At 71.7% G+C, this 24,111-nt stretch carries 26 protein-coding genes; 10 read left to right on the top strand and 16 right to left on the bottom strand.

The genetic code is table 11. The features are described from left to right. Positions 1–5 precede the first annotated feature (5 nt). Entirely contained in the window at positions 6–1,616 is a 1,611-nt protein-coding gene (locus tag OHA17_RS15060) for an acyl-CoA carboxylase subunit beta (protein ID WP_053728275.1), read from the bottom strand. 131 nt (positions 1,617–1,747) lie between these two features. Here OHA17_RS15060 and OHA17_RS15055 point away from each other — a divergent pair, with 131 nt between their 5' ends. From OHA17_RS15055 to hutH, 5 genes are all read left to right on the top strand, one after another. After that, on the top strand, positions 1,748–2,608 hold the full coding sequence (locus OHA17_RS15055; protein ID WP_406507089.1) for a biotin--[acetyl-CoA-carboxylase] ligase: 861 nt from the start codon (positions 1,748–1,750) through the stop codon (positions 2,606–2,608). Between the two features lie 115 nt (positions 2,609–2,723). Further along, positions 2,724–3,926: an adenylate/guanylate cyclase domain-containing protein gene (locus OHA17_RS15050; protein ID WP_406507088.1), complete on the top strand. Its 1,203-nt coding sequence runs from the start codon at positions 2,724–2,726 to the stop codon at positions 3,924–3,926. A gap of 76 nt (positions 3,927–4,002) precedes the next feature. Then, positions 4,003–4,791: an enoyl-CoA hydratase/isomerase family protein gene (locus tag OHA17_RS15045; protein ID WP_406507087.1), complete on the top strand. Its 789-nt coding sequence runs from the start codon at positions 4,003–4,005 to the stop codon at positions 4,789–4,791. Between the two features lie 75 nt (positions 4,792–4,866). Then, complete coding sequence (locus OHA17_RS15040) at positions 4,867–6,000, top strand: diguanylate cyclase domain-containing protein (protein ID WP_406507086.1); 1,134 nt, start codon at positions 4,867–4,869, stop codon at positions 5,998–6,000. Between the two features lie 190 nt (positions 6,001–6,190). Next, on the top strand, positions 6,191–7,732 hold the full coding sequence (hutH, locus tag OHA17_RS15035) for a histidine ammonia-lyase (RefSeq protein ID WP_406510719.1): 1,542 nt from the start codon (positions 6,191–6,193) through the stop codon (positions 7,730–7,732). A gap of 104 nt (positions 7,733–7,836) precedes the next feature. On the opposite strand, the gene OHA17_RS15030 is transcribed toward hutH, so the two are convergent. Continuing rightward, complete coding sequence (locus tag OHA17_RS15030) at positions 7,837–8,118, bottom strand: LPXTG cell wall anchor domain-containing protein (protein ID WP_053728269.1); 282 nt, start codon at positions 8,116–8,118, stop codon at positions 7,837–7,839. Positions 8,119–8,226: 108 nt separating this feature from the next. On the opposite strand from OHA17_RS15030, the gene OHA17_RS15025 reads away from it, so the two are divergent. After that, positions 8,227–8,553, top strand: a complete 327-nt coding sequence (locus OHA17_RS15025; protein ID WP_053728268.1) for a hypothetical protein — start codon at positions 8,227–8,229, stop codon at positions 8,551–8,553. 181 nt (positions 8,554–8,734) lie between these two features. Next, positions 8,735–10,003 (top strand): Ig-like domain-containing protein, encoded by a 1,269-nt coding sequence (locus OHA17_RS15020; RefSeq protein ID WP_406510718.1) that lies wholly within the window; start codon positions 8,735–8,737, stop codon positions 10,001–10,003. 26 nt (positions 10,004–10,029) lie between these two features. Here OHA17_RS15020 and OHA17_RS15015 read toward each other — a convergent pair whose 3' ends face one another. Beyond that, positions 10,030–10,884, bottom strand: a complete 855-nt coding sequence (locus tag OHA17_RS15015; protein ID WP_406507085.1) for a helix-turn-helix domain-containing protein — start codon at positions 10,882–10,884, stop codon at positions 10,030–10,032. 158 nt (positions 10,885–11,042) lie between these two features. On the opposite strand from OHA17_RS15015, the gene OHA17_RS15010 reads away from it, so the two are divergent. Beyond that, on the top strand, positions 11,043–12,080 hold the full coding sequence (locus OHA17_RS15010) for an NAD(P)-dependent alcohol dehydrogenase (protein WP_406507084.1): 1,038 nt from the start codon (positions 11,043–11,045) through the stop codon (positions 12,078–12,080). A 212-nt stretch (positions 12,081–12,292) separates the two neighbouring features. Here OHA17_RS15010 and OHA17_RS15005 read toward each other — a convergent pair whose 3' ends face one another. Further along, positions 12,293–14,245 (bottom strand): hypothetical protein, encoded by a 1,953-nt coding sequence (locus OHA17_RS15005; RefSeq protein WP_406507083.1) that lies wholly within the window; start codon positions 14,243–14,245, stop codon positions 12,293–12,295. Positions 14,246–14,410: 165 nt separating this feature from the next. Next, complete coding sequence (locus tag OHA17_RS15000) at positions 14,411–15,397, bottom strand: multidrug resistance efflux transporter family protein (protein ID WP_406507082.1); 987 nt, start codon at positions 15,395–15,397, stop codon at positions 14,411–14,413. Between the two features lie 64 nt (positions 15,398–15,461). On the opposite strand from OHA17_RS15000, the gene OHA17_RS14995 reads away from it, so the two are divergent. After that, entirely contained in the window at positions 15,462–16,151 is a 690-nt protein-coding gene (locus tag OHA17_RS14995) for a GntR family transcriptional regulator (protein ID WP_406507081.1), read from the top strand. 1 nt (position 16,152) lies between these two features. Here the strand turns inward: OHA17_RS14995 and OHA17_RS14990 are convergent, their stop codons facing one another. The 8 genes from OHA17_RS14990 to OHA17_RS14955 all read right to left on the bottom strand — a co-directional run bounded on the left by OHA17_RS14990 (position 16,153) and on the right by OHA17_RS14955 (position 21,495). Beyond that, on the bottom strand, positions 16,153–16,701 hold the full coding sequence (locus tag OHA17_RS14990; protein ID WP_406510717.1) for a DUF4291 domain-containing protein: 549 nt from the start codon (positions 16,699–16,701) through the stop codon (positions 16,153–16,155). A 608-nt stretch (positions 16,702–17,309) separates the two neighbouring features. After that, positions 17,310–17,543 carry a hypothetical protein gene (locus OHA17_RS14985; RefSeq protein ID WP_406507080.1) on the bottom strand — a complete coding sequence of 78 codons (234 nt, stop codon included), beginning with the start codon at positions 17,541–17,543 and terminating at the stop codon, positions 17,310–17,312. Next, the gene (locus OHA17_RS14980; RefSeq protein WP_406507079.1) at positions 17,543–17,746 is read right to left on the bottom strand and encodes a hypothetical protein; all 204 of its coding nucleotides are present in this window, start codon (positions 17,744–17,746) and stop codon (positions 17,543–17,545) included. Before OHA17_RS14980 ends, OHA17_RS14985 begins: the two co-directional genes overlap by 1 nt. A 128-nt stretch (positions 17,747–17,874) precedes the next feature. Next, positions 17,875–18,708, bottom strand: coding sequence for a helix-turn-helix domain-containing protein (locus OHA17_RS14975; RefSeq protein ID WP_406507078.1), 834 nt, complete (start codon positions 18,706–18,708; stop codon positions 17,875–17,877). Then, positions 18,698–19,222 (bottom strand): DUF6879 family protein, encoded by a 525-nt coding sequence (locus tag OHA17_RS14970; protein WP_406507077.1) that lies wholly within the window; start codon positions 19,220–19,222, stop codon positions 18,698–18,700. Before OHA17_RS14970 ends, OHA17_RS14975 begins: the two co-directional genes overlap by 11 nt. Further along, positions 19,206–19,415, bottom strand: a complete 210-nt coding sequence (locus OHA17_RS14965; RefSeq protein WP_406507076.1) for a hypothetical protein — start codon at positions 19,413–19,415, stop codon at positions 19,206–19,208. The genes OHA17_RS14970 and OHA17_RS14965 overlap by 17 nt, the downstream gene beginning before the upstream one ends. 181 nt (positions 19,416–19,596) lie before the next feature. Next, positions 19,597–20,262, bottom strand: coding sequence for a peptide-methionine (S)-S-oxide reductase MsrA (gene msrA / locus OHA17_RS14960; protein ID WP_406507075.1), 666 nt, complete (start codon positions 20,260–20,262; stop codon positions 19,597–19,599). A gap of 123 nt (positions 20,263–20,385) precedes the next feature. Beyond that, entirely contained in the window at positions 20,386–21,495 is a 1,110-nt protein-coding gene (locus OHA17_RS14955; RefSeq protein ID WP_406507074.1) for a hypothetical protein, read from the bottom strand. A 69-nt stretch (positions 21,496–21,564) separates the two neighbouring features. Between OHA17_RS14955 and OHA17_RS14950 the strand changes: the two genes are divergently transcribed. After that, positions 21,565–22,719 (top strand): cystathionine gamma-synthase, encoded by a 1,155-nt coding sequence (locus tag OHA17_RS14950; protein ID WP_398876530.1) that lies wholly within the window; start codon positions 21,565–21,567, stop codon positions 22,717–22,719. 10 nt (positions 22,720–22,729) lie between these two features. On the opposite strand, the gene OHA17_RS14945 is transcribed toward OHA17_RS14950, so the two are convergent. The 3 genes from OHA17_RS14945 to OHA17_RS14935 are packed head-to-tail and all read right to left on the bottom strand — an operon-like array spanning position 22,730 to position 24,080. Beyond that, positions 22,730–22,984 (bottom strand): hypothetical protein, encoded by a 255-nt coding sequence (locus OHA17_RS14945; protein WP_406507073.1) that lies wholly within the window; start codon positions 22,982–22,984, stop codon positions 22,730–22,732. Positions 22,985–23,030: 46 nt separating this feature from the next. Then, complete coding sequence (locus tag OHA17_RS14940) at positions 23,031–23,543, bottom strand: sigma factor-like helix-turn-helix DNA-binding protein (protein WP_406507072.1); 513 nt, start codon at positions 23,541–23,543, stop codon at positions 23,031–23,033. A 33-nt stretch (positions 23,544–23,576) separates the two neighbouring features. After that, positions 23,577–24,080: a MarR family winged helix-turn-helix transcriptional regulator gene (locus OHA17_RS14935; protein ID WP_189968650.1), complete on the bottom strand. Its 504-nt coding sequence runs from the start codon at positions 24,078–24,080 to the stop codon at positions 23,577–23,579. Positions 24,081–24,111 lie beyond the last annotated feature (31 nt).

Below are 24,111 nucleotides of genomic sequence, written 5' to 3'. Positions count from 1 at the left end.
GGTGGCTAGAGGGGGATGTTGCCGTGCTTCTTCGGAGGGAGGGATTCCCGCTTCGTGCGCAGCTGACGCAGGCCCTTCACGATGTGGGCGCGGGTCTCCGACGGCATGATCACCGCGTCGACGTAGCCCCGCTCGGCCGCGATGTACGGGTTGAGCAGGGTGTCCTCGTAGTCCGCGATCAGCTCGGCGCGGGTCGACTCCGCCTCATCCGGGTCCGTGACCGCCGCGATCGTGCGGCGGTGCAGGATGTTGACCGCGCCCTGCGCGCCCATGACGGCGATCTGCGCGGTCGGCCAGGCCAGGTTGAGGTCGGCGCCCAGGTGCTTGGAGCCCATGACGTCGTACGCGCCGCCGAACGCCTTGCGGGTGATGACGGTGATCAGCGGGACCGTGGCCTCGGCGTACGCGTAGATCAGCTTGGCGCCCCGGCGGATGATGCCGCCGTACTCCTGGTCGACGCCGGGAAGGAAGCCCGGCACGTCCACGAAGGTCAGGACCGGGACGTTGAACGCGTCGCAGGTGCGCACGAAGCGCGCGGCCTTCTCGGACGCGTTGATGTCGAGGCAACCCGCGAACTGCATCGGCTGGTTGGCGACGATGCCGACCGGGAAGCCCTCGACGCGGCCGAAGCCGGTGACGATGTTCGGCGCGAACAGGGCCTGGGTCTCCAGGAACTCGCCGTCGTCCAGGACGTGTTCGATCGCCGTGTGCATGTCGTACGGCTGGTTCGCGGAGTCCGGGATGAGCGTGTCGAGCTCGCGGTCCTCGTCGGTGGTCTCCAGGTCGGCCTCCTCGGGGAAGGCCGGGGGCTCGCTCAGGTTGTTCGACGGCAGGTAGGAGAGAAGGGACTTGACGTATTCGATCGCGTCCTTTTCGTCGCCCGCCATGTGGTGCGCCACGCCCGAGGTCGTGTTGTGGGTGCGGGCGCCGCCGAGCTCCTCGAAGCCGACGTCCTCGCCGGTGACGGTCTTGATGACGTCGGGCCCGGTGATGAACATGTGCGAGGTCTGGTCGACCATCACCGTGAAGTCGGTGATCGCGGGGGAGTACACCGCGCCGCCCGCGCACGGGCCGACGATCAGGGAGATCTGCGGGACGACGCCCGAGGCGTGCACGTTGCGGCGGAAGATCTCGGCGAACAGGCCGAGCGCGACCACGCCCTCCTGGATGCGGGCGCCGCCGCCGTCGTTGATGCCGATGACCGGGCAGCCGGTCTTCAGCGCGAAGTCCATGACCTTGACGATCTTCTCGCCGTAGACCTCGCCCAGCGAGCCGCCGAAGATGGTGAAGTCCTGCGAGTAGACGCACACCGGGCGGCCGTCGACGGTCCCGTACCCGGTGACCACGCCGTCCCCGTACGGGCGGTTCTTCTCGATGCCGAAGTTGGTCGAGCGGTGCCGGGCGAACTCGTCCAGCTCGACGAACGAGCCCTCGTCCATGAGCAGGTCGACCCGCTCACGGGCCGTCAACTTGCCCTTGGCGTGCTGCTTTTCGATCGCGCGCGCGGAGCCGGCGTGGGTCGCCTCGTCGATGCGGCGCTGCAGATCCGCCAGCTTTCCGGCGGTGGTGTGGATGTCGACGGTGGCGTCGCTCTGGGCGTTTTCCGGCTCGGACATCGGGATGCGGCTCCCTGCCTGGTCACGGGGGTGGTGGCTACTGACTCGTAGGGTAGTGGCGCGGATACGGTTCGGCAGTGCGGCGTTTGCCACACCCGGGGCGCCTTGCAATTGCGGCCTAACCTGGCTGCATGACACCCCCGGACGCTTCCGACAGCCGCTGGTCCGACCTCGACCGGCCGCCCCTGAACGCCACCGCGCTGCGCCGCGCCCTGCTGCGGCCGGAAGCGCTGTGGACCTCCCTGGACGTGGTCACCGCGACCGGCTCCACCAACTCCGACCTCGCCGCGAAGGCGGACGAGCTGGGCGAGGGCGCGGTCCTGGTCGCCGAGGAGCAGACCGCGGGGCGCGGGCGCCTCGACCGGCGCTGGTCGGCGCCGGCCCGCTCCGGCCTCTTCTTCTCCGTCCTGCTGAAGCCGGGGGCGTCCGTGCCGGTCGAGCGGTGGGGGTGGCTGCCGCTGCTCGCCGGGGTCGCGGTGTCGACGGGGCTCGCGCGGGCGGCGGGCCTCGACACGGCGCTGAAGTGGCCCAACGACCTCCTCGTCACCGTGGACGGGGAGGAGCGCAAGGCGGGCGGGATCCTCGCGGAACGGGCCGGGGCGGAGGGCGTCGTCGTCGGCATCGGCCTCAACGTGACCCTGCGCGCCGACGAGCTCCCCGTCCCCGGCGCGGGCTCCCTCGCGCTCGCCGGAGCCGTCTCCACGGACCGCGACACCCTGCTGCGCGCGGTCCTCCGCTCCCTTGAGCAGTGGTACGGGACGTGGCGCGCGGCCTGTGGCGACCCGGCGGCGTCCGGCCTCCAGGAGGCGTACGCGAAGGCCTGCGCGACGCTGGGCCGCACGGTGCGGGCCGAGCTGCCCGGAGGACAGTCGGTCCAGGGCGAGGCGGTGGCGGTGGACGGCGACGGGCGCCTGGTCCTGGCCACGGAGGAGGGCGTGCAGCGCCCGGTGGCGGCGGGTGACATCGTCCACCTGCGGCCGGCCGCACCCTAGGCGGGTGGAGTGGTCGCTCCCGGGACGTGAGCTACGGCACACCTGCCGTATCGTTGAGCCCGATCCAGCGACAGATCGGCAGGGCAGTGCGCAGGCAACGGGCAGGAGGCGGCCGGTGACGGTCGACGAGACACGGTCCGGTGCGGACGCCGGTACCGGTACCGGCGGCAGCCCCGGCGGCGCCTCCGGCACCCCTTCGGACCCTCCGGCCTCCGCGTATCCGACGCCGCACCACGCCGTCGACCACACCGCCGAACCCACCGACGACCCGCTCGCCATCCGCCTTGAGCAGCTCATCCTCGGTGCCGACCGGCGCTACACGCCCTTCCAGGCGGCCCGTACCGCGGGCGTCTCCATGGAGCTGGCGTCCCGGTTCTGGCGGGCCATGGGGTTCGCCGACATCGGGCAGGCCAAGGCGCTCACCGAGGCCGACGTGCTGGCCCTGCGGCGGCTCGCCGGACTCGTCGAGGCGGGGCTGCTCAGCGAGCCCATGGCGGTGCAGGTCGCGCGCTCCACGGGGCAGACCACCGCCCGGCTGGCCGAATGGCAGATCGATTCTTTTCTGGAGGGTCTCACCGAACCCCCCGAGCCCGGCATGACCCGTACGGAAGTCACGTACCCCCTGGTCGAGCTGCTGCTGCCCGAGCTGGAGGAGTTCCTCGTCTACGTGTGGCGGCGCCAGCTCGCCGCAGCCACCGGGCGCGTCGTGCAGGCCGCCGACGACGAGGAGATGGTGGACCGCCGCCTCGCGGTGGGCTTCGCCGACCTCGTCGGGTTCACCCGGCTCACCCGGCGCCTGGAGGAGGAGGAGCTCGGCGAGCTCGTCGAGGCCTTCGAGACGACCGCCGCCGACCTGGTCGCGGCGCACGGCGGGCGGCTCATCAAGACGCTGGGCGACGAGGTCCTGTTCGCCGCCGACGACGCGGGCACGGCCGCCGAGATCTCGCTGCGGCTCATCGAGACGATGGCCGGCGACGAGACGATGCCCGCCCTGCGCGTGGGCATCGCGTTCGGCACGGTCACGACCCGCATGGGCGACGTGTTCGGTACGACCGTGAACCTCGCGAGCCGGCTCACCTCGATAGCCCCCAAGGACGCCGTCCTGGTCGACGGGGCGTTCGCCGAGGAGCTGGCCCGTACCGGCGACGCCCCCGTCTCCGAGGCGCAGGCCGCCCAGGACGCACTGGCCGCCGAGAAGGAGGGCGAGGAGCCGGCTCCCCCGGCGAAGTACCGCTTCCAGCTCCAGCCCATGTGGCAGCGCCCGGTGCGCGGCCTCGGAGTCGTCGAGCCCTGGCTCCTGCACCGGCGCGAGGCATAGGGCCTGTCCTGGAAAGCCTTGACGGGCACGGCCTAGGATCACCGCCGACGTAACGTTCGTTAACGGAGGGGTTTCCATGGCTGAGCAGCGGTTCGGGGAGTTCGTCGTCGTGCGGCGCGAGGGGTACGTCGCCGAGCTGGTGCTCGACCGGCCCAAGGCCATGAACGCGGTGTCGACGGAGATGGCCCGTTCCATCGCCGCCGCCTGCGAGGCGCTCGGCGCCGACCCGGACGCCCGGGTCACCGTGGTGAGTTCCACGAACGAGCGGGCGTTCTGCGTCGGCGCGGACCTGAGGGAGCGCAACTCCTTCAGCGACGCCGAGCTCGTACGCCAGCGGCCCACCGCCCGCGCCGCGTACACCGGCGTGCTCGAACTGCCCATGCCGACCGTCGCCGCCGTGCACGGCTTCGCCCTGGGCGGCGGCTTCGAGCTGGCGCTCGCCTGCGACGTGATCGTGGCGGACGCCACCGCCGTGGTCGGCCTGCCCGAGGTGTCGGTCGGCGTCATCCCCGGCGGCGGCGGTACGCAGCTCCTGCCGCGCCGGGTCGGCGCCGCCCGCGCCGCCGAGCTGGTCTTCACCGCGCGCCGCGTCGAGGCCGCGGAGGCAAGGGAGTTGGGGCTCGTCGACGTGCTGGCCGACGACGCCCGTACGGAGGCGCTCGCGCTCGCGGGGCGGATGGCGGCCAACTCGCCCGTCGGGCTGCGCGCGGCGAAGCGGGCGATGCGGCTCGGCCAGGGCCTCGACCTGCGGGCCGGCCTGGAGGTCGAGGACGCGGCGTGGCGGTCGGTGGCGTTCTCGGGGGACCGCGCGGAGGGCGTGGCCGCGTTCAACGAGAAGCGGAAGCCGGTGTGGCCCGGGGAGTGATCCCGGGTGCGCCGCGGCGGGTGCGTAGCGACACCTCAAGGGTCAAAACCTCCTAAACCTCCCTAAGCTGGAGGAATGGGTGGAGAGGATGCCCGGCTGCGGGCCGTGGTTTCGCTGGCGCAGGCCATGGCCGCGACGCACACGCGGCGCGAGGCCTGGCGTGCGGCGGCGCTCGGCGCGCGGGACGCGCTCGGCGGGAACTTCGCCGCGCTCTCGGTGTGGGAGCGCGAGCTGGGTCGCCTTCGCGTGCTGGTGAACGAGGGCGAACGGGCCGACGGGGAGGAGGAGTTCCCCGAGGACGAGACGTATCCGGTGCACCAGTTCCCCGAGATCACCGAGTTCCTGCACGAGCGGTGGGCGGGCGGTGGCGAGCCCGACGCCTGGGTCGAGACGGCCGCCGCGCCGCCCGAGGGCCGGGCGGGGTACTGCCACGAGAGGGTCACCGCGCTGCGCAGGCGCGGCCGGGGCTGCTGCGTGGTCGCCCCGATCGTGCTGCACGGGCGGGCCTGGGGCGAGCTGTATGTGGCCCGGCCCGTCGGGGCGCCCGTCTTCGACGCGGCCGACGCGGACTTCGCCACGGTCATCGCCTCCGTCGCGGCGGCCGGGATCGCCCAGACCGAGCGCCTCGAAGAGGTACGTCGGCTGGCCTTCACCGACCCGCTCACCGGGCTCGCCAACCGCCGCGCGGTCGACATGCGGCTGGACCAGGCCGTCGAGCGGCACCGGACGGACGGCTCGGTCGTCAGCCTCGTGGTCTGCGACCTGAACGGGCTCAAGCGGGTCAACGACACGCTGGGCCACGCGGTGGGCGACCGGCTCCTGGAGCGCTTCGGATCGGTGCTTTCGCTGTGCGGGGCGATGCTGCCGGGTGCGCTGGCCGCGCGGTTGGGCGGGGACGAGTTCTGTCTGCTTTCCGTGGGGCCCTCCGCCGACGAGGTCGTGGCCGTGGGGGAGGAACTCTGCCTGCGGGCGGGGGAGTTGGAGCTGGGGGAGGGGGTTGCGTGCGGGGTGGCATCGACGGGCGACCCCATCGGCCCGGTGCGCTCGGCCCGCCGGCTGTTCCGCCTCGCCGACGCGGCTCAGTACCGGGCGAAGGGCGCGAAGTCGGCGAAGCCGGTGGTGGCGGGCCGGGACGGAGCGGTCCTGCGCCTCGCCGACGCGCCGCCTGCCGCTCCGCATGACCGGCGGAGGTTCCGGGGGCGGAGCTGAGCGCTTCCGCGTGTGGGTGGTCGGGTGCGGGCCGTGCGCGGCTGGTCGCGCAGTTCCCCGCGCCCCTGAAAGGGGACTGTTCGCACCCGGCGCCGCGCGGGCGCCCGGAACCGTCCGATCCAGTAAGGACCCACCCCCTCCTCTGCTAGTGACATGACAGGATTCAATCCGTAGGGTGCTGAATATGGATATGCACACTGTCGTGGTGGGGACCTCCGGGACCACCCCCGAGGACGTCATCGCCGTGGCCCGCGGCAACGCGAAGGTCGAGCTCTCCGCCGGGGCGCTCGACGCGCTGGCCAAGGCGCGCGAGATCGTCGACGCGCTGGCCGCCAAGCCGGAGCCCGTGTACGGCGTCTCCACCGGCTTCGGTGCCCTCGCCTCCCGGCACATCAGCTCCGAGCTCCGCGCCCAGCTGCAGCGCAACATCGTGCGCTCGCACGCCGCCGGCATGGGCCCGCGGGTGGAGCGCGAGGTCGTCCGTGCGCTCATGTTCCTGCGCCTGAAGACCGTCGCCTCCGGGCACACCGGCGTGCGCCCCTCCGTCGCCCAGACCATGGCCGACGTGCTCAACGCGGGCATCACCCCGGTCGTCCACGAGTACGGCTCGCTCGGCTGCTCCGGCGACCTCGCGCCGCTCTCGCACTGCGCCCTGACGCTGATGGGCGAGGGCGACGCCGAGGGCCCCGACGGCGTCGTGAAGCCCGCCGGTGAGCTGCTCGCCGCGGCCGGCATCACACCCGTCGAGCTGCGCGAGAAGGAGGGCCTCGCCCTCCTCAACGGCACCGACGGCATGCTCGGCATGCTGTGCATGGCCATCGCCGACCTGAAGAAGCTCTACACCTCCGCCGACATCACCGCGGCCCTCTCCCTCGAAGCGCTGCTCGGCACCGACAAGGTGCTCGCCCCCGAACTGCACGCCATCCGCCCGCACCCGGGTCAGGGCGCGTCGGCCGCCAACATGCTGGCCGTGCTGAAGGGTTCGGGCCTGACCGGCCACTTCCAGGAGGAAGAGGCGCCCCGCGTCCAGGACGCGTACTCCGTGCGCTGCGCCCCGCAGGTCAACGGCGCCGGCCGCGACACCATCGCGTACGCCCTGACCGTCGCCGAGCGCGAGCTGGCCTCCGCCGTCGACAACCCGGTGGTGCTGCCCGACGGCCGCGTCGAGTCCAACGGCAACTTCCACGGCGCCCCGGTCGCCTACGTCCTGGACTTCCTCGCCATCGCCGCCGCCGACCTCGGCTCCATCGCCGAGCGCCGCACCGACCGGCTCCTCGACAAGAACCGCAGCCACGGCCTTCCGCCGTTCCTCGCGGACGACGCCGGTGTCGACTCGGGCCTCATGATCGCCCAGTACACGCAGGCCGCCCTGGTCAGCGAGATGAAGCGGCTCGCGGTGCCCGCCTCCGCCGACTCCATCCCGTCCTCCGCCATGCAGGAGGACCACGTCTCCATGGGCTGGTCGGCCGCGCGCAAGCTGCGCACCTCCGTCGACAACCTGACCCGCATCATCGCCGTCGAGATGTACGCGGCGACCCGCGGCATCGAGCTGCGCAAGGGCCTCACCCCGGCGCCCGCCTCGCAGGCCGCCATCGCCGCGGCCCGCGCGGCCGGCGTCCAGGGCCCCGGCCCGGACCGCTTCCTCGCCCCCGACCTGGCCGCCGCGGACGCCTTCGTGCGCGAAGGCAGGCTGGTCGCCGCCGTGGAGCCGGTGACGGGCCCGCTGGCCTGACCCGCCCGTACGGAAAGGGCCGCCCGGGATGTCACATCCAGGGCGGCCCTTTCGTATGCCCAATTCCCGTACGTACGGCGGCAGTTGAGGTGCGTACGGAGTGGTCAGCAGGCCCGTGATCTGCGGACCGAGTACGTCACGAACCCGGCCCCGAGGCCCAGGAACAGCGTGCCGCCGACCAGGTAGGGGGAGGTGTTCGCGCCACCGGTGTCGGCGAGGGCGAGGGGGCCTTCGGCCGGGGCGGGGGCGGCCCGGTACGCGGAGTGCGCGGGGGGCGTCGAAGGGTGCTGCTCGTCCGTCGCGTTGGCGGACGGGACGAACCAGAGGGCGCAGAGCAGGGTGCCCGCCGCGGTGGCGGTGAGCAGGGGGCGGCGAGCGACGGACAAGTGAGCGATCCCCTTGCGAGTACCTCGAATTGGCGGGATGCGCTGATGCTAGTGAAAGCAGCGGGTCGCGGGAAAGTCGAGGATGGCTTGAGCCCTACGCTCCCTCGCATGAGCGAAGAAGAGACATCACGGTTTGTTCGGCTCCGCGTCGATTTGGTCCTGGAGATCGAGGACGCCGAGCAGCTGGCGGCGGCCGCCCTGGTCCGCATCGCCGAGGACCCGGCGATGCGGGCCGAGGAACGCGCGCATGCCGAGGCGGCCGTGCGGGAAGACGCAGCGGAGGCCCTCGCCTACCTCGTGGACCCCGTGGACCTCGTGGAGGCGCTGCCGGGCGCGGAACTGGTCCAGGCATCGTGGAGCAGCGAGCGGGTCGGCTACGACCCCGACGACGAGGAATGGGACCTGGACGAGGAGGACAGCAATGACGAGGACTGACGGCCGCTGAGAGGCGGGCGGGCGGGTGCGGGGGAAGCCGGGACGGCCTTTTGGTGATCTTGTACCGTCCCGCCCCGACCCGTCCGCCGGTGCGTGGTGTGCCCCACATTCACCCCCGCTGCACAACTGCGACAGGCAGTCTGATGTCCTAGTCGAGATGACTTGGGGGGACGAGGCGACGATGGAGAAGCGTGTGAAGACGGAGAGTAAGCGCCGCAAGCAGGGTCTCGCGGCGGCGTGCGCGGTGCTCGGCGGCGTACTGGTCCTTTCTGCCTGCAACGGCGGCGGCGACTCGGGCGCCAAGGCCGACAGCTCGTCCTCGGCGCAGGCGGCGGCCGACAAGGCGGCCGCGAAGGACACCTCGGACGCCAAGATCACCATCGCGCCCAAGAACGGTGCCGGCAACGTCGGCATCAACAGCGACACCAAGGTCACCGTCGCCGACGGCAAGCTGACCGACGTGACGCTGACCTCCGCCGACGGCGCCAAGGTCGACGGGAAGATATCCGCCGACGGCCTGAGCTGGGCGCCCGAGAAGGCCCTGAAGCGTTCGGCGACGTACAAGATCACGGCGACCGCGGCGGACGCCAAGGGGCGCCAGGCGCACGAGAACGCCTCCTTCACCACCGTCTCCCCGAAGAACAGCTTCATAGCCAACTTCACGCCCGAGGACGGCTCCACCGTCGGCGTCGGCATGCCCGTGTCGATCAACTTCGACAAGGCGATCACCAACAAGAAGGACGTCCAGGCCAAGATCACGGTCTCGTCCAGCAGCGGCCAGGAGGTCGTCGGGCACTGGTTCGGCTCGCAGCGCCTCGACTTCCGGCCGCAGGAGTACTGGAAGGAGAACTCGACCGTCACCATGAAGATGGACCTGGACGGCGTCGAGGGCTCCAACGGCATCACCGGCGTCCAGGAGAAGACGGTCACCTTCAAGATCGGCCGCAACCAGGTCTCCACCGTCGACGCGAACACCCACACCATGACCGTCACCCAGGACGGCAAGGTCGTGAAGACCATCCCGATCTCCGCGGGCTCGCCCGAGCACCCGACGTACAACGGCCAGATGGTGATCTCCGAGAAGTACAAGGAGACCCGCATGAACGGTGCGACCGTCGGCTTCACGGACGACGACGGCAAGGGCGAGTACGACATCAAGGACGTGCCGCACGCCATGCGCCTGTCCGCATCCGGCACCTTCATCCACGGCAACTACTGGGGCGCCAAGTCCATCTTCGGCAGCGCCAACACCAGCCACGGCTGCGTCGGCCTGTCCGACACCAAGGGCGCCGGCGACGACAGCACCATGGCCGCCTGGTTCTACGACCACTCGATCACCGGCGACGTCGTCGTCATGAAGAACTCCCACGACAAGACGGTCCAGCCCGACAACGGCCTCAACGGCTGGAACATGAGCTGGGACCAGTGGAAGGCCGGCTCCGCCGGCTGATCCTCGCCTTACGTACGCACCGGGCCTTACGTACGTACCGGCTGCTCGGCGCTCCAACTGCCGAGCAGCCGCAGCGACTCCGCCGACTTCGAGCCCGGCTCCGCGTGATAGGTGACCAGCGACAGGTCGTGCGCGTCCGGCAGCTTCAGCGTCTCGTACGCCAGCGTCAGCTCACCCACCACCGGGTGGCGCAGCCGCTTCACGCCGTGCCCCTTCTCGGCGACGGTGTGTGCCGCCCACATCGAGCGGAACTCCTCGCTCTTGACCGACAACTCGCCGATCAGCGCGGTCAGTTGAGGATCGTCGGGATAGCAGCCCGCGCACAGCCGCAGCACGCTCACCACGTCGACGGCCTTGGCGTGCCAGTCGACGTACAGCGAACGCGACGCCGGGTCGAGGAACACGTGGCGCGCCAAGTTCCGTTCCTGCGGCGGCAGTTGGGACAGGTCGCCGAGCAGGGCCGCCGCCATCCGGTTCCAGCCGAGGATGTCCAGACGCGGCCCGACGAGGTACGCGGGCACCCCCTCCATCGCGTCGATCAGCTCCTGGAGCGCCGGACGCACCTGGTGGGGCCGGCAGGCCGAGGCGCGCTTCTTCTTCGCCTTGCCCTTGGCGAGGTGGGTCAGGTGGTTCTGCTCGGTGTCGTTCAGGCGCAGCGCCCGCCCGATCGCCTCCAGGACCTCCACCGACACGTTCTGCGCGTTGCCCTGCTCCAGACGCGTGTAGTACGCCACCGACACCCCGGCCAGCTGCGCCAGCTCCTCCCGCCGCAGGCCGGGCACCCTGCGGTGCCGCCCGTGGTCCGGCATCCCCACGTCCTCGGGCTTCAGCCGGGCCCGGCGGGAGCGGAGGAATTCGCTGAGTTCGGCGCGCTGGTCCATGACACCCCAGTATCCGGGGTCACCGGCCTGGTCGTACGACCGGGAGCCTGACCCTGTCAGTGGTACGCACGCTGGACGTAGGCAGAACAGGGGCCTGGGTGACTGGCTGGAAGTGATGCAGGCTTGATCTCGTACCCCAAAGATCTGAGGAGAACGGCATGACCACCGTCGCCGCCTACGCCGCCCCCGCCGCCAAGGCTCCCCTGGAGCGCACCACCATCGAGCGCCGTCCGGTGGGCCCGAACGACGTACTCATCGAGATCAAGTACGCCGGCATCTGCCACTCCGACATCCACCAGGCCCGCGAGGGCTGGGGCCAGGCCATCTTCCCGATGGTGCCGGGCCACGAGATCGCCGGCGTGATCACCGAGGTCGGCTCCGCCGTCACCAAGTTCCAGGTCGGCGACCGTGCGGGCATCGGCTGCTTCGTCGACTCCTGCGGGAAGTGCGAGGCCTGTCTGTCGGGGCAGAACCAGTTCTGCCAGGACGGCGTCTCGACGTACAACGCGATCGGCCGGGACGGCAAGCCCGCCTACGGCGGCTACTCCACCCACATCGTCGTGGACGCCGACCACACGCTGCGCATCCCCGACAGCATCCCGCTGGACGTCGCGGCCCCGCTGCTCTGCGCCGGCATCACCCTGTACTCGCCGCTCAAGCGCTGGCAGGCCGGCCCCGGCAAGAAGGTCGCCATCCTCGGGCTCGGCGGCCTCGGCCACATGGGCGTGAAGATCGCGCACGCGCTCGGCGCCGAGGTGACCGTGCTCAGCCAGTCGCTGCGCAAGCAGGAGGACGGCCTCAAGCTGGGCGCCGACCACTACTACGCGACCAGCGACGAGGACACCTTCAAGCAGCTCGCCGGCTCCCTCGACCTGATCGTCTCCACCGTGTCCGCGCCGCTGGACCTGGGCGCGTACCTCTCGCTCCTGAAGACGGGCGGCGCGTTCGTCAACGTGGGCGCCCCCGAGGAGCCGAACGCGCTCAACATGTTCGGCCTCATCGGCGGCAACAAGATCCTCGCCGGTTCGATGATCGGCTCCATCGCCGAGACCCAGGAGATGCTCGACTTCTGCGCCGAGCACGGCCTGGGCGCCGAGATCGAGCTGATCCGCGCCGACCAGATCAACGAGGCGTACGAGCGTGTGCTGGCCAGCGACGTGCGCTACCGCTTCGTGATCGACACCGCGACGATCTGATCCTCGCCGGTCGCGGTGCTGCGGCCCCGGAGGCTTCCCGCCTCCGGGGCCGTTCGCGTGCCCCCGCTCGTGGTCCTGGTCGACGGGGTCGCGGCCGGGTACGACGCGGGGCGTACGGCGGCGGCGTTCCGGGCGTTGCAGGCGGGTGCTTCCGTCGTTCCGGCTTAGGGTCGCCCGGCGGGCGCCCGGCGGATCGGGCTCTAACTCCCTTGTCAGGAAAGGTAGTTGGAGCCGAGCCGGTAGGTGCCCGGTGCTGTGGCCGTGAGGCGGGTCCAGCCGTCCGGGGCTCGCTCGACGCGGGCGCCCTTCGCCCGCAGCCAGGGCGAGTACACGATCCGCACGGTCGCCGAACCCGGCCGGTCCATCCGTACGACCAGCTCGGCGTCGTCGCCCGAGAGCGCGGTGCCGGGTGGCGAGACGAGCGGGGTGGCGTCGCGGACGCGGTAGACCGTCCAGTGCGCGTCGTGCCAGACCGGCTCCAGCCGGCTCGGCCCGGCGCGCACGAGGGCGGCCTCGGCCTCGGCGGGGCCGTCGGGGAGGCCGTCGTGCAGCACGACGAAGCCGACGGCCCAGTGGTCCAGCCAGGCACGGTAGGTGTCCTGGTTCAGCGAACCGTCGTAGAAGAGCCGGCCGCGCTCGACATCGAGCTGCCGGTTCCAGCCCCGGGCGGTGTTGACGTGCGCGGCGAGCACGGCCGCCTCGCGGTGGTTGCGGGCCGGGACCACCTCGACGCGGGTGCGGTCCGCGCCGAGGCGGCTCAGCTCGGCGACGACCCCGCCGGTGCTCGCGGCCCAGGCGGGCACGGCGGTCGACACCCGGAGATCGGCGATCGTCTTGTCGCCCAGCCAGAGGAAGGAGACGAGGCAGGCGAGGACGAGGGCGGTACGGCGGAGCCGGTGCGCTCGGCGGGCCTTGTCGGAGTGGGCGCCCGGGGCCGGGCGGGCGTCCGGGGTGCCCGGGGCGGCGTCCGTCTTCAGGGTGCGCTCGGCGGGCCGCGCCAGGGCGGCGGCCAGCAGGACCGGCGGGCCCGCGAGGCCGAAGAGGCGCTCCACGTTGGTGCCGACGGGGGAGGCGACGAGGTCGGTGAGCACGACGCCGAGCCCGTAGACGGCGGCGCCGAACCGCACGACTCGCCAGCCCCGGCCGCGCGGCGCCGCGCATACCAGGACGGCGGAGACGGCCAGCGGCATCCACACCTTGCCGAGCCACATGGGCTGTTCACCCTCGAAGGGGAAGAGCAGGGTGGTCGCCCCGACGATGACGACCGGTGGGAGCAGCAGCGCCGCCGCCTTGAGCCACCGCCGGTCGAGCGCGTACGCGACGCCGCCGACGACGAGGAACAGACCGGCGACGGGGCTGGCGGCGGTGGCGAGAGCGGCGGCCGCGGCTGCGAGCAGGGCTCTGAGGAGAGGGCGGCGCTCTGGTGCGAGAGCGGTGCTCTCGGCGGGGGTGCCGGGGTGCGGGCGCCGGTCCGGCTGTGGGCGCTGCCCCGCCCCGAGGGTGCTGCGCAGAGAGCCGCGCTCTGGATAGAGAGCGGCGCTCTCACCCCGGAGCGCCGCTCGCCCCCAGCCGCGCCGCGCTCCCCGCTCCACAACAAGAGCACCGCTCTCCCGCACCCACAAGCAGGCCCCGAGCCCGAACGCCACCCCCACCGCGAAGGTCGTCCGGCCGGACGCCACGTCGCACCACAGCGTGAGAGCCCCGAGCAGTGCGGGCCACCACGGGTTGCGCACCGACTCCGCACGCACGAACAGGCGGGCAAACAGCCAGGTCGAGGCGGTGCCCGCCGCCACCGTCACCGCGCGCACCCCGAACCAGGACATCAGCCACGGCGTGAGGAGGCTGTAGTTCGCCGTGTGGGCACCGCCGTACCAGGACAGGTTGTACGCCGATCCCGGGTGCCGCGCGGCGAAGCCGGACCAGGCGAGCTGCGCCGCCAGGTCGCCCCCGCCGGTCGCGAGGGCGGTGGCCCACCAGACGTACGCCGGGATCGTGAGAGCCGTGACGAGCGCGGGGACGGCAGCGCGGGCCCGCCACGACCCCTTCCGGGTGAGGGCGGTCACCCGCGTGCCCCATCCCCGCGACCGGCCCGCCGTCTCCGGCCCGCCCTCCGCAGCCCCCTCCGCGTCGCGGATGCCGGTGCGTACGCGCTCCCCGATGCCCATCCGGTCACCCTATGAGGCGGGGTCCGGGCGCCGGCCGGCGAGGGCGGGCTGCCCTCCACGCTGTCTGATCCCTACGGCGGCCAAAGCACTCCCAGATCGTGGTCGTCACCCACGCCCGCCCGCCGGCGGCCGAGCTCTCGCGTGGGGCCGAAGTCGTCGAGCTGGTCAGGGAGTTCGGGCGAACGGTGGTCGAGGGGCAGGGACTTCCGGACGGGCCGGCGTGGCGCTGGCCCAAGCGGTGGCCGGGGGTTCCGGTGGCGGTCGGTGCAGGGCGTGCAGGCAGAGCCCGCCGACGATGAGCGCGAGGCCCGTCCAGGCGGTCGGGGACGGGGTCGCGACGCCGGTCAGCAGGGCCTCGCCCGCCAGAGTGAAGGGCACCTCGGTGGCCTGGGTCGCCTCCACCGCACCCAGCGCGGCCGGCCGGTCCCGTACGAGATCGGTGGCGCGGAAGAACAGGGTGGTCGCCACCACGCCCGACGCCAGCGCCACGATCAGGCACTGGACGACCTGGCCCCGCCCCGGCCCACCGACGCGCAGGCCCGCCGTGCCGGCGAGGACCACCCACAGCGGCAGCGAGCCCAGCGTCATGGCGAGGGTGCGCTGCACCCCGTCGAGACCGTCGCGGCCGAGCAGCTTCCGGTTGCCGAGCGGGTAGGCGACGGCCGCGACCAGGACCGGGACGACGACCCGGGCGGTCGTGCCCGCGCCCATCCCGTGCGCGTTCTGGGTCTGCGCGAGCACGACCCCGGCGACGATGAGCAGCGACACCGCGAGGGTGCGGCGCGGCACCCGCCCGCCGATCACGATCCCGGCGACGATCACGAGCTGCCAGGTCGCCGCGAGCAGCCAGCCCGCGCCCTCCTGGCTCGCCCAGGTCAGCGGCGCGTAGAACAGCCCGAACCCGACGGTCGACCAGCCCAGCCACGGCCCCGGCCGGGCGCGCAGACTCCGTACGACCCCGGGCAGCCCGCCCCGTACCCACACGAGGAGCACGAGCGGCGGCAGCATGAACAGATAGCGCAGGCTCGCGCTCCACAGCCAGGAGCCGCCCGCCACGCTCATCTCGCGGTTGAGCACGAAGCTGGTCGCGAAACAGGCGGCGGCGACCACGCCGAGCGCCATGGGCACGGCGGCCCCCCGGTTCCGGTTCACGCCCGTACCACTCCTCGTACGCCTCGCGGCTTCCCGCACTCGGTCACAAACTAAAATGTTAGTTGTGACCGCAGACCAGCCAGCACTCGCCCCCGCTGCCACCCCCGCCACCCCCGCCACCCCCGGCTCCCCTGCCTCCGAGCCGTCCCGCCGTCTGCTGCGCGATGTCGCGTACGAGGCGCTGCTCGCGGCGATCGTGTCGGGCGAGCTCGCCCCCGGCGCGAAACTCGGCGACGTCGAGCTCGCCGCCCGCCTCGGCCTCACCCGCGCCCCGGTCCGCGACGCCCTTGCCCGGCTCGCCACGGAACGCCTCGTCGTGTCGAAACCGCAGAGCTACACGCGGGTCGCCCCGCTGGTCGCCGAGGAGATCCGGGGCGCGCTCGCCGTGGTCGGCGCGATGCACACCCTCGCGGTGCGCGAAGCCCTGCCGCGCCTGGATCGGGACCACCTGGCCCGCATGCGCACGGCGAACGCGGAGTTCGTACGAGCGGTGGGCGCGGGCGACATCGCGGCGGCGATCAGCGCGGACGACGCCTTCCACGCCGTCCCGGTCGCGGCGAGCGGCAACCAGCCCCTTGCCGACACGGTGGCCCGCTACACCCCGCTGCTGCGCCGCCTGGAACACCAGCGCTTCTCCAGCACGGCGGCCCGCGCCTCGGCCGCCCGCCACGAGGAACTGATCGCGGCGTGCGAGGCGCGGGACGCGGACCGGGCGGCCCAGATCTCGTACGAGATCTGGGCGGAACTGGAATGAGCTACCCGGCCCGTGGACAGACCCGCTCGTCGGGCAACAGGGCCTGGGCGGCGTCGAGTTGACCGTCCCGCACGAGCGCGTGGACGCGGTGCGCGAGCGGGGTCACATCGCGGATGCCGACGATCCACTCGTCCGCGTACCGCCGCACGGCCTCCCCGGTGAGACCGAGTTGCAGCGAGCGGTACGGCAGCGGCTGAAGCCGCAGATCCCGCTCGGGGTCCCACTGCACCCGGGCGGGAGCCTGCCTCAACTCCCGCTTCCAGTCGGCCGGTTCTCCGTGCAGCTCGCGTACGTAATGCGAAAGGCAGGCGTGATCGAGCGCCCAGTCGAACCCGTCCCGCCGGATCTCGACGGCGAGCACGGTGCGCTGCCCGTCCCTCGTGCCCCACCCCGAGCGGTACATCATCCACAGGAACGACGGCTTGACCCAGGTCATCCGCTCCCGCTTCCAGGCCGCCGGAAACCGCCCCTCGCGCGCGGCGGGCAGCCCGAGCGCCGGGTCGTACGCCTGATAGACGGTGACCGTCGACTCGGTGTGCAGCGCGCGGATCTGCTGGCGGGGCGGGGCGGGGCGGGGTGGGGGTGCGGTCGCGCGCGCCTTCTGTGGCTTCCCTGGCTTCCATGGGGGAAGCGTGGCCCGGCGGGGCGGGGTGTGACCAGCGAATATCGGGCTACCGGCCGGCGGGGGTGAGCCGGCGCTCGACGTACTCGGACGCTGCTCTACCCGCCGGCCGGCGGACCCGATGCTGGTCCGGGGGCCGGGCCGACCGGGTTCGTCGACGGGGTCAGCGCCGCCGCCCCCGGGCCTGATGAGGGTGATGGCGGATCTCCACATCGGCATCGGTAACCGCCGAAAGATCCCCTCGCGCCCGAGCCGCCCGCCGCAGCCCGACCAACTCCGCGCACACCGCACAGCCCCGAGCGGGCTGGGGCGGAGCATGCGGCAGCGCCAGATGTACGGGGTCCCCCATGGTCGTCCTCGGATTGCTCACGCCTACCGCCTGTCCGGCCGATTGCTGATGTCCCCAGCAATTCACCCGAACCCGCACCCCCGTACTCCAGGATCCGCTCGGACTCCCCCGAACGGCCCCTGGCCGACAGCCGGTCGCCTTACGAAGCGGGCCGGGCGGTGCCCGACCGTGAGAGGAGAGCGAGCCGTCACCTTGCCGGAGGTCGCAGTTCGACCGACCTGCGCAGCGCCGCGGCCAACTCTTCGACACGACCGGCGTCGATCACGCCGACGTGCACCTGAGCGGTGCCCCGGTAGTGCACCTGGGGGCGGATCGCAGCCCGCACGGGCTCAGGGAATCCGAGGAATTCCAGCGCCTCCCTGAGTGCGTTACAGGCGGCCTCGGCCCGGGTCCACGCATCACGCCACGCCTGCATTTCCATCAGGTCGCCGCCTTCATGTGCGCTGTCGATGCCAATGGATTGCCGTGTGCCGGATGATTTCTGATCTCCTGACTGGCATCGAACGCAGAGCGATGCCGGCCCTCCTTCAGAGCCCCGTTCACCTCGCGTGCCAACGCGGTACAGACACCGCATCCGGCGACTTCATCAGTCACGTACAGCCAACTGTCGATGGGTAGTTCCACCGGATTCTCCGAGTACCTGACTGGCTCCGTCATGAGTGCCCCTCGCTCTCGTCCGCTCTCGATGCGTGCTCAAGTCTGGTCCTGTCGGTGACACCGTCCAACGGCTATTCGCGTTGCGGGGTAGACGATCACGAACGACAGGAATCCGCCCACTCTCCAAGCCTCGTCCTGGCCTCTTCACCAAAGAGGGCGTGCCTCTCATAGAGGCTGAACACTTCGAGATGCTCAGCAATGTCCCGGGCGTCTTGGAACACGATCCGTCCGGTGAAGGTCTCGACAGTGGCCAAGCGCTGGTCGTAGACGGTGAAGGTGTTCAAGGGGCCCCGGGTTACCGACACGTCGAAGGGCAGTACGCCAATACGGACGTTGGGAAGATGGGTGAGTGACGCAAGACGGTCCATCTGCACCGCCAGAGCGGGCTTAGGGACGACGGGCCACCTCACGGCTTGCTCAGTCAGGAGGAAGGTGAAGCGCTTGGTGATGTCGTACAGAACCGCTTGGCGCTCCAGCTTCTTGGCCACCGTCCTGGAGACATCGCCAGGCGAGTGGCTGAGGCTGGCCCGAACGTACTCCGGGGTGGCCAGCAAGCCGGTCACCATCGCAGGCAAGAAGTACCGCAGGGTCGTCGCTTCGGCTTCCAGTCCTGCCAGCTCTGCCTGGCGCTTCTCCAGGCCCCTGCGCCACGACGCCCGCTTTCCCTGCCATTCCGTATTGGCCAACCGCGCGAGGGCCGCTATCTCTGCTACGAGTTCCGGCGGAGCGTCAAGGGCTCTGAGGATCAGCTCGGTGTCGACGAGGGTCGGAGTTGCCCGGCCGGTCTCCATATTGCTGAGCTTCGTCTGAGACATATTGCAACGCCGAGCGAGCCAGACCTGAGTACGGTTGGCTCGCTTGCGCAGCGCGCGGAGTGCTTCTGCCAGGTCGACCTTCGACTGACCCAGCTGTCCGGGGTCAAACGTCAAGGCCCTTCACGTACTCCTCGAAGGGCACGGCGTGCTCCAGGGCAATCCCCTTCCATTCCCGGTAAGGGGTGGGGTCTCCCTCGAATACCTCACGATTGATCTGAGTGCCGTCCGGTCGGAAGTTCAGGTGCACGACGTCGGCCTCATCGAACATCCACCAGTCTTGGCCGCTGAGGGGCAAGCCGTAGTCGGCCCGGGTCACGTCCAATACCCGGATGTCTTCGCCCGCCCGAATGTTGCCCGGAATTCCCCAAGCGAATTGGTACCGCTGATAGTCGGTCAGCGGTTGGCGTACGACGCGGACCCTGCCGATACGGCGGCCTGAACCGACGTATGTCCGTACTCGGCTGTGCCATCGGACATTGTGGTCCGGAGGTTTGGCCTCGCCTCGCAGGAAGCGGGCGACGTTCTCTTGTTCCTTCGGCATGGTGTACGTGGGCTGAGCCTCGAAGCGCCATGCTTCCCGCTCGAAGGCGTCGAAGAAGCGGCGCCAGTCCTCACCATCCAAGAGCACGGACAGCCTCCCTGAGAACGGCCTCGGGGATCTCTACAAGTCCCTCGCCGACGGGAGGCGCGAAGGCGTGGGACACGTCTCCCCGGACGACGAATGCCCCGCCCTTCGTCCGGTAGGTGTTGGGGCAATCGTCGTCATCGCAGTTGGGTCCACCAGCGCTGCCGGTGAGGCGGGTCAGTTCGTCGCGCGCCATCGTGCCCCCTTCGTCTGCGCAGAGTTGATCCCTGTCATCAAAGAGGACGCTAGGGCGGCCGTCCGAGCACGTCCACGGCGGAACGCCAATATTCGTGTTGTCGGGTAGACGATCACTGCGCGGCTCTCCCCGTCCGCCGCCTTGTGCTCTGCCGAAGAGGGGGGAGACGCTGCTTACCGGGTCAGCCCTCCGCCTTCGCCACCCCGATCGGGCAGGACACCCCCGTCCCCCCGATCCCGCAGTACCCCGCCGGGTTCTTGTCCAGGTACTGCTGGTGATAAGGCTCCGCAGCGTAAAACGGGCGCCCCTCCGTCGGCAGCAGCTCTGTCGTGATCGTGCCGTGGCCCGAGGCCGTCAGGACCCGCTGGTAGGCCTCGCGGGAGGACTTGGCGATGGACTCCTGGGCGGGGGTGTGGGTGTAGATCGCCGAGCGGTACTGGGTGCCCACGTCGTTGCCCTGGCGGAAGCCCTGCGTCGGGTCGTGGTTCTCCCAGAACACCTTCAGGAGCTGCTCGTAGGAGACGAGGGCGGGGTCGTACACCACCCGGACCGCCTCCGTGTGGCCCGTCAGGCCCGAGCAGACCTCCTCGTACGCCGGGTTCACCGTGCTCCCGCCCTGGTAGCCGGCCAGCGTCGTCCAGACGCCCGGGGTCTGCCAGAACTTGCGCTCGGCGCCCCAGAAACAGCCCATCCCGAAGTCCGCGACCTCAAGCCCCTCGGGGTACGGGCCCGCCAGCGGGTTGCCCAGGACCGTGTGCCGGGACGGCAGGGTGAATTCGGGCTCCGGGCGTCCCTTGAGGGCCTGCTCGGGGGTGGGCAGCTCGGGCGTGCGGCGGCCGAAGATCATCGGGGGGCTCCTCGGAAAGGTGTGGGTCCCTCTGTGGGTGCCTATACGGAACGTACGGCCGGGCCGAGAGATTCCGGCCACCCCAGTCGGTCACCCCAGTCGGCCACCCGAATCGGCCTCGCGCTACGGCCGCCGCAGCGTCGCCGGGCTGCCCCCGTTCGCCTCGTAGCCCGCCACCGCCAGGGCCCGGCACAGGGTGTAGTCCGCCGCCGGGTCCTCGGAGACCGTCCAGGGGAGGGCGCCCACATAACCGTCCAGGGCGACGAACTGGTCCATCGACTCCGCCCAGCGTTCGGCGCGCACCAGGAAGAAGACCAGGAGGTGGCGGACCTGGGGCAGGACCGGGTCGTCGGGGCGGGCCTGGTGGACGGCGTGCAGGGCGCCCTCCATGGCGCGGCTCACCACCGCCGTGCGGTAGAAGTCGCTCACCATGACGACCTCGGGGACGTGCTCGTACACCGCGAAGAGGGGGAGCGCGGAGAGGAGGGAGCCGCGCGGGGCGCGGGCCGCCGCCGACGTCGCGAACTCGTCGGCCTGCGCGCGCGAGCCGTGCCACTTCTCGCAGTGGTAGTGCAGCGCCGCGAGGTGCGCGCCCATGTGATGCGGGGAGCGGTCCATGACCTTGGCCCACAGCTGGTCGAACTCCGGGCGGGGGTAGGCGAGTCCGCGGGCCACCGCGAGTTCGGTGATGTACGGGACGGGGTCGCCCGGCGCGAGCAGCGCGGCCTCGCCGCACACCGTGCGGGCCTCCTCCAGGATGATGCGGAAGTCGTCCTGGCCGACGGACGAGGACCGCCAGGCCTGCTGGACCAGGAACTCCGCGTGCACCTGCGCGGCCCCCGCGTCCTTCGGCGCCTCGGAGCGCCACTTGCGCAGCCAGGCCCCGCCGACGCCCGGGCGCTGGGCGAGCTCCAGGGAGGCCGCGCCCGCGAAGGCCTGGACGCGCTGCCAGCGCCGCTCGCCCTCCTTCGGAGTCTCGGCGAGGAGGCGGGCGGCCGGCTTCCAGTCCTGGGTCTGCTGCACCACGGCGAGCACGTCGAGGAGATCCTGGTCGGGCCCGGGCATGCGCACGTCGAGCTCCTCCTGGAGCGCGAAGCCGTACGCCGCCGGGTCGGCGGCATCGGGCGCACCGGGCCGGGACAGCTGGATGCCGCCCCCGCCGCGGCGGAACACGAACCGGCCGATGATCGCGACGAGCATGCACAGCGCGAGCAGGGTCCACAGAATCTCCATGCCCTCCAGCGAACCAGACCGCGGCCGGATATGACGAACCCGGCGGGCCGACGAACTAGGCTCTGGACCATGAGCCACGAGCACCTCGACAAGAGCTTCGAGACCATCGCGATCCATGCCGGGAACACCGCGGATCCGCTGACCGGTGCGGTCGTACCCCCGATCTACCAGGTCTCCACCTACAAGCAGGACGGCGTGGGCGGCCTGCGCGGCGGCTACGAGTACAGCCGCAGCGCGAACCCGACGCGGACCGCCCTCGAAGAGAACCTGGCGGCCCTCGAAGGCGGCCGCCGCGGTCTCGCCTTCGCGTCCGGTCTCGCCGCCGAGGACTGCCTGCTGCGCACGCTGCTCGCCCCCGGCGACCACGTCGTGATCCCGAACGACGCCTACGGCGGCACGTTCCGCCTGTTCGCGAAGGTCGTCTCGCGCTGGGGCGTCGAGTGGTCGGTCGCCGACACCTCGGACCCGGCGTCGGTGCGGGCCGCCGTCACCGACCGTACGAAGGTCATCTGGGTGGAGACGCCCTCCAACCCGCTGCTCGGGATCACGGACATCGCGGCCGTGGCGCAGGTGGCGGCGGACGCGGGCGCCAAGCTCGTCGTCGACAACACCTTCGCGAGCCCCTACCTCCAGCAGCCGCTGTCGCTGGGCGCGGACATCGTCGTGCACTCGCTGACCAAGTACATGGGCGGCCACTCCGACGTCGTGGGCGGCGCGCTGATCGCCAACTCGGCGGAGATCGGCGAGGAGTTGGCGTACCACCAGAATGCGATGGGCGCGGTCGCCGGGCCCTTCGACTCGTGGCTGGTGCTGCGCGGCATCAAGACCCTGCCGGTGCGCATGGACCGGCACAGCGAGAACGCGGGCAAGGTCGCCGAGATGCTGACCCGGCACGCCAAGGTCACCCAGGTCCTGTACCCGGGGCTGCCCGAGCACCCGGGTCACGACGTCGCGGCCAAGCAGATGCGTGCCTTCGGCGGCATGGTCTCGTTCCGCGTCGAGGGCGGCGAGGAGGCGGCGGTCGAGGTCTGCAACCGCACGAAGCTGTTCACCCTCGGCGAGTCCCTCGGCGGGGTCGAGTCGCTGATCGAGCACCCGGGCCGCATGACGCACGCCAGCGTCGCGGGCTCCGCGCTTGAGGTCCCGGCGGACCTCGTCCGGGTTTCGGTGGGCATCGAGAACGCGGACGATCTCCTCGCCGACCTTCAGCAGGCGCTGGGTTAGGGGACACCCCCTAGAGCCCTTCGACGGGTGGCGTCACCGTGGACGGCGGCGCCACCCAGGGCTGGGCGATCGAGGCCCACACCAGGAAGACGATCACCGCCGCTGCGAGCAGCAGCCACAGGGTGCGGCGCACCAGGCGCCGCCGGTGCAGCATGCGCAGGCCCAACTCGGTTGCCTGGGCGGCCAGTTCGACCGGTACGGCCGGGTGCGGGCCGCCCTCCAGGAGGCGGCGGACCTCGGCGGTCTTGCGATCGGGCGCACTCATCGGACGGCCTCCCGTGCCGGGGCCCCGGACAGGTGTACGCGGCCGCTCATGTGGCCACCCCGGGGGCCGGGGCGGCGGGCGCGGGCGGCGTCGGCGGGGTGCTGCGCATGGTGGCGATCGCCCGGGTGCAGATGGCGCGGACCCGGTCGGCCGGCAGCCCGACCAGCGCCGCCGTCTGCTCCTCGGCGACCCCTTCGTACAGCCGCAGGACGAGGATGAGCCGCTCCTGCGGGGTGAGCCGCGCGAGCAGCCCCTCGTCGACGTGCGGCCGGGGCAGGCCGGGGACGACCGGTCGGTGGTGGCGCCAGGCCGCGCGGGCGAACCGGGCGGCGAGCTCCTGGCGGGTGCGGTCGTACGGGTCCTCACCGCGCAGCCGGTGCCAGCGGGCGTACGTTTCGGCCAGGGCGGCGGTCAGCAGGCGCCGGGCGCGCGGGTTGTCGTCCGGGAGCTCGGCGGTGAGCAGGGTGGCGGCATGCAGCAACCGGCCGCCCGCGCCCGCCACGTATGCCTCGAACTCCCGGGTGCGGCGGCGGTGTTGGCTGGAGTGCCGCTCGCGCATGAGCCTCATATGAGGGCAGGCGCGAGCCCCCGGTCAAGAGGTCGGCGCGGACGGCTCCTGAGCGGCCGACTGGCGGGCCGAGAGCGCGGAGTTGAAGCGGGTGAGCAGCGTGCAGAACGACTCCCGCTCGTGCTCCGTCCACCCGTCGGTGACCTGGGCCATCAGCTCGCGCCGTGAGGAGCGCACCTCTTCGAGGCGGGACTGGCCGCGCGGGGACAGCTGGAGCACGACCGCCCGGCCGTCCTCGGGGTGCGAAGTGCGCTTGACCAGGCCGGTGTCGACGAGCGGCGCGACCTGGCGGGTCACGGTCGACGAGTCGATCCCCATGCCCGCGGCGAGTGCCTTGACGCCCATCGGGCCTTCCAGGTCAAGCCGGTTGAGCAGCAGGTACGCGGCCCGGTCCATCGAGTTGCGGACCTGTCCGACGCCACCGAGCCTGGTCTGCTCGGCGCGGCGGGCGAACACGGCCACCTGGTGCTGGAGGGCATCGAGGAGGCCGGGGTCAAGCGGGGGAGTCATGTCCTGAACTGGGGGCATGGCCGGGGCTCTCTCGTGCGGGTGTCGGTGT

Origin of the sequence: Streptomyces sp. NBC_00212 (assembly GCF_045206365.1) — a bacterium.
GTDB lineage: Bacteria > Actinomycetota > Actinomycetes > Streptomycetales > Streptomycetaceae > Streptomyces.
This window is presented reverse-complemented; position numbering and strand designations above follow the sequence as displayed.

Excerpts from the sequence above, each read along its gene's own strand:
- OHA17_RS15010 (WP_406507084.1), top strand. The coding sequence starts at position 11,043 with ATGACCACCGTCGCCGCCTACGCCGCCCCCGCCGCCAAGGCTCCCCTG.
- msrA (WP_406507075.1), bottom strand. The coding sequence starts at position 20,262 with ATGATCTTCGGCCGCCGCACGCCCGAGCTGCCCACCCCCGAGCAGGCC.
- OHA17_RS14985 (WP_406507080.1), bottom strand. The coding sequence starts at position 17,543 with ATGGAAATGCAGGCGTGGCGTGATGCGTGGACCCGGGCCGAGGCCGCC.
- OHA17_RS15005 (WP_406507083.1), bottom strand. The coding sequence starts at position 14,245 with ATGGGCATCGGGGAGCGCGTACGCACCGGCATCCGCGACGCGGAGGGG.
- OHA17_RS15040 (WP_406507086.1), top strand. The coding sequence starts at position 4,867 with ATGGGTGGAGAGGATGCCCGGCTGCGGGCCGTGGTTTCGCTGGCGCAG.
- OHA17_RS15045 (WP_406507087.1), top strand. The coding sequence starts at position 4,003 with ATGGCTGAGCAGCGGTTCGGGGAGTTCGTCGTCGTGCGGCGCGAGGGG.
- OHA17_RS15055 (WP_406507089.1), top strand. The coding sequence starts at position 1,748 with ATGACACCCCCGGACGCTTCCGACAGCCGCTGGTCCGACCTCGACCGG.
- OHA17_RS14950 (WP_398876530.1), top strand. The coding sequence starts at position 21,565 with ATGAGCCACGAGCACCTCGACAAGAGCTTCGAGACCATCGCGATCCAT.
- OHA17_RS14945 (WP_406507073.1), bottom strand. The coding sequence starts at position 22,984 with ATGAGTGCGCCCGATCGCAAGACCGCCGAGGTCCGCCGCCTCCTGGAG.
- OHA17_RS14935 (WP_189968650.1), bottom strand. The coding sequence starts at position 24,080 with ATGCCCCCAGTTCAGGACATGACTCCCCCGCTTGACCCCGGCCTCCTC.
- hutH (WP_406510719.1), top strand. The coding sequence starts at position 6,191 with ATGCACACTGTCGTGGTGGGGACCTCCGGGACCACCCCCGAGGACGTC.
- OHA17_RS15020 (WP_406510718.1), top strand. The coding sequence starts at position 8,735 with ATGGAGAAGCGTGTGAAGACGGAGAGTAAGCGCCGCAAGCAGGGTCTC.
- OHA17_RS14940 (WP_406507072.1), bottom strand. The coding sequence starts at position 23,543 with ATGCGCGAGCGGCACTCCAGCCAACACCGCCGCCGCACCCGGGAGTTC.
- OHA17_RS14965 (WP_406507076.1), bottom strand. The coding sequence starts at position 19,415 with ATGGCGCGCGACGAACTGACCCGCCTCACCGGCAGCGCTGGTGGACCC.
- OHA17_RS15025 (WP_053728268.1), top strand. The coding sequence starts at position 8,227 with ATGAGCGAAGAAGAGACATCACGGTTTGTTCGGCTCCGCGTCGATTTG.
- OHA17_RS14955 (WP_406507074.1), bottom strand. The coding sequence starts at position 21,495 with ATGGAGATTCTGTGGACCCTGCTCGCGCTGTGCATGCTCGTCGCGATC.
- OHA17_RS15060 (WP_053728275.1), bottom strand. The coding sequence starts at position 1,616 with ATGTCCGAGCCGGAAAACGCCCAGAGCGACGCCACCGTCGACATCCAC.
- OHA17_RS15015 (WP_406507085.1), bottom strand. The coding sequence starts at position 10,884 with ATGGACCAGCGCGCCGAACTCAGCGAATTCCTCCGCTCCCGCCGGGCC.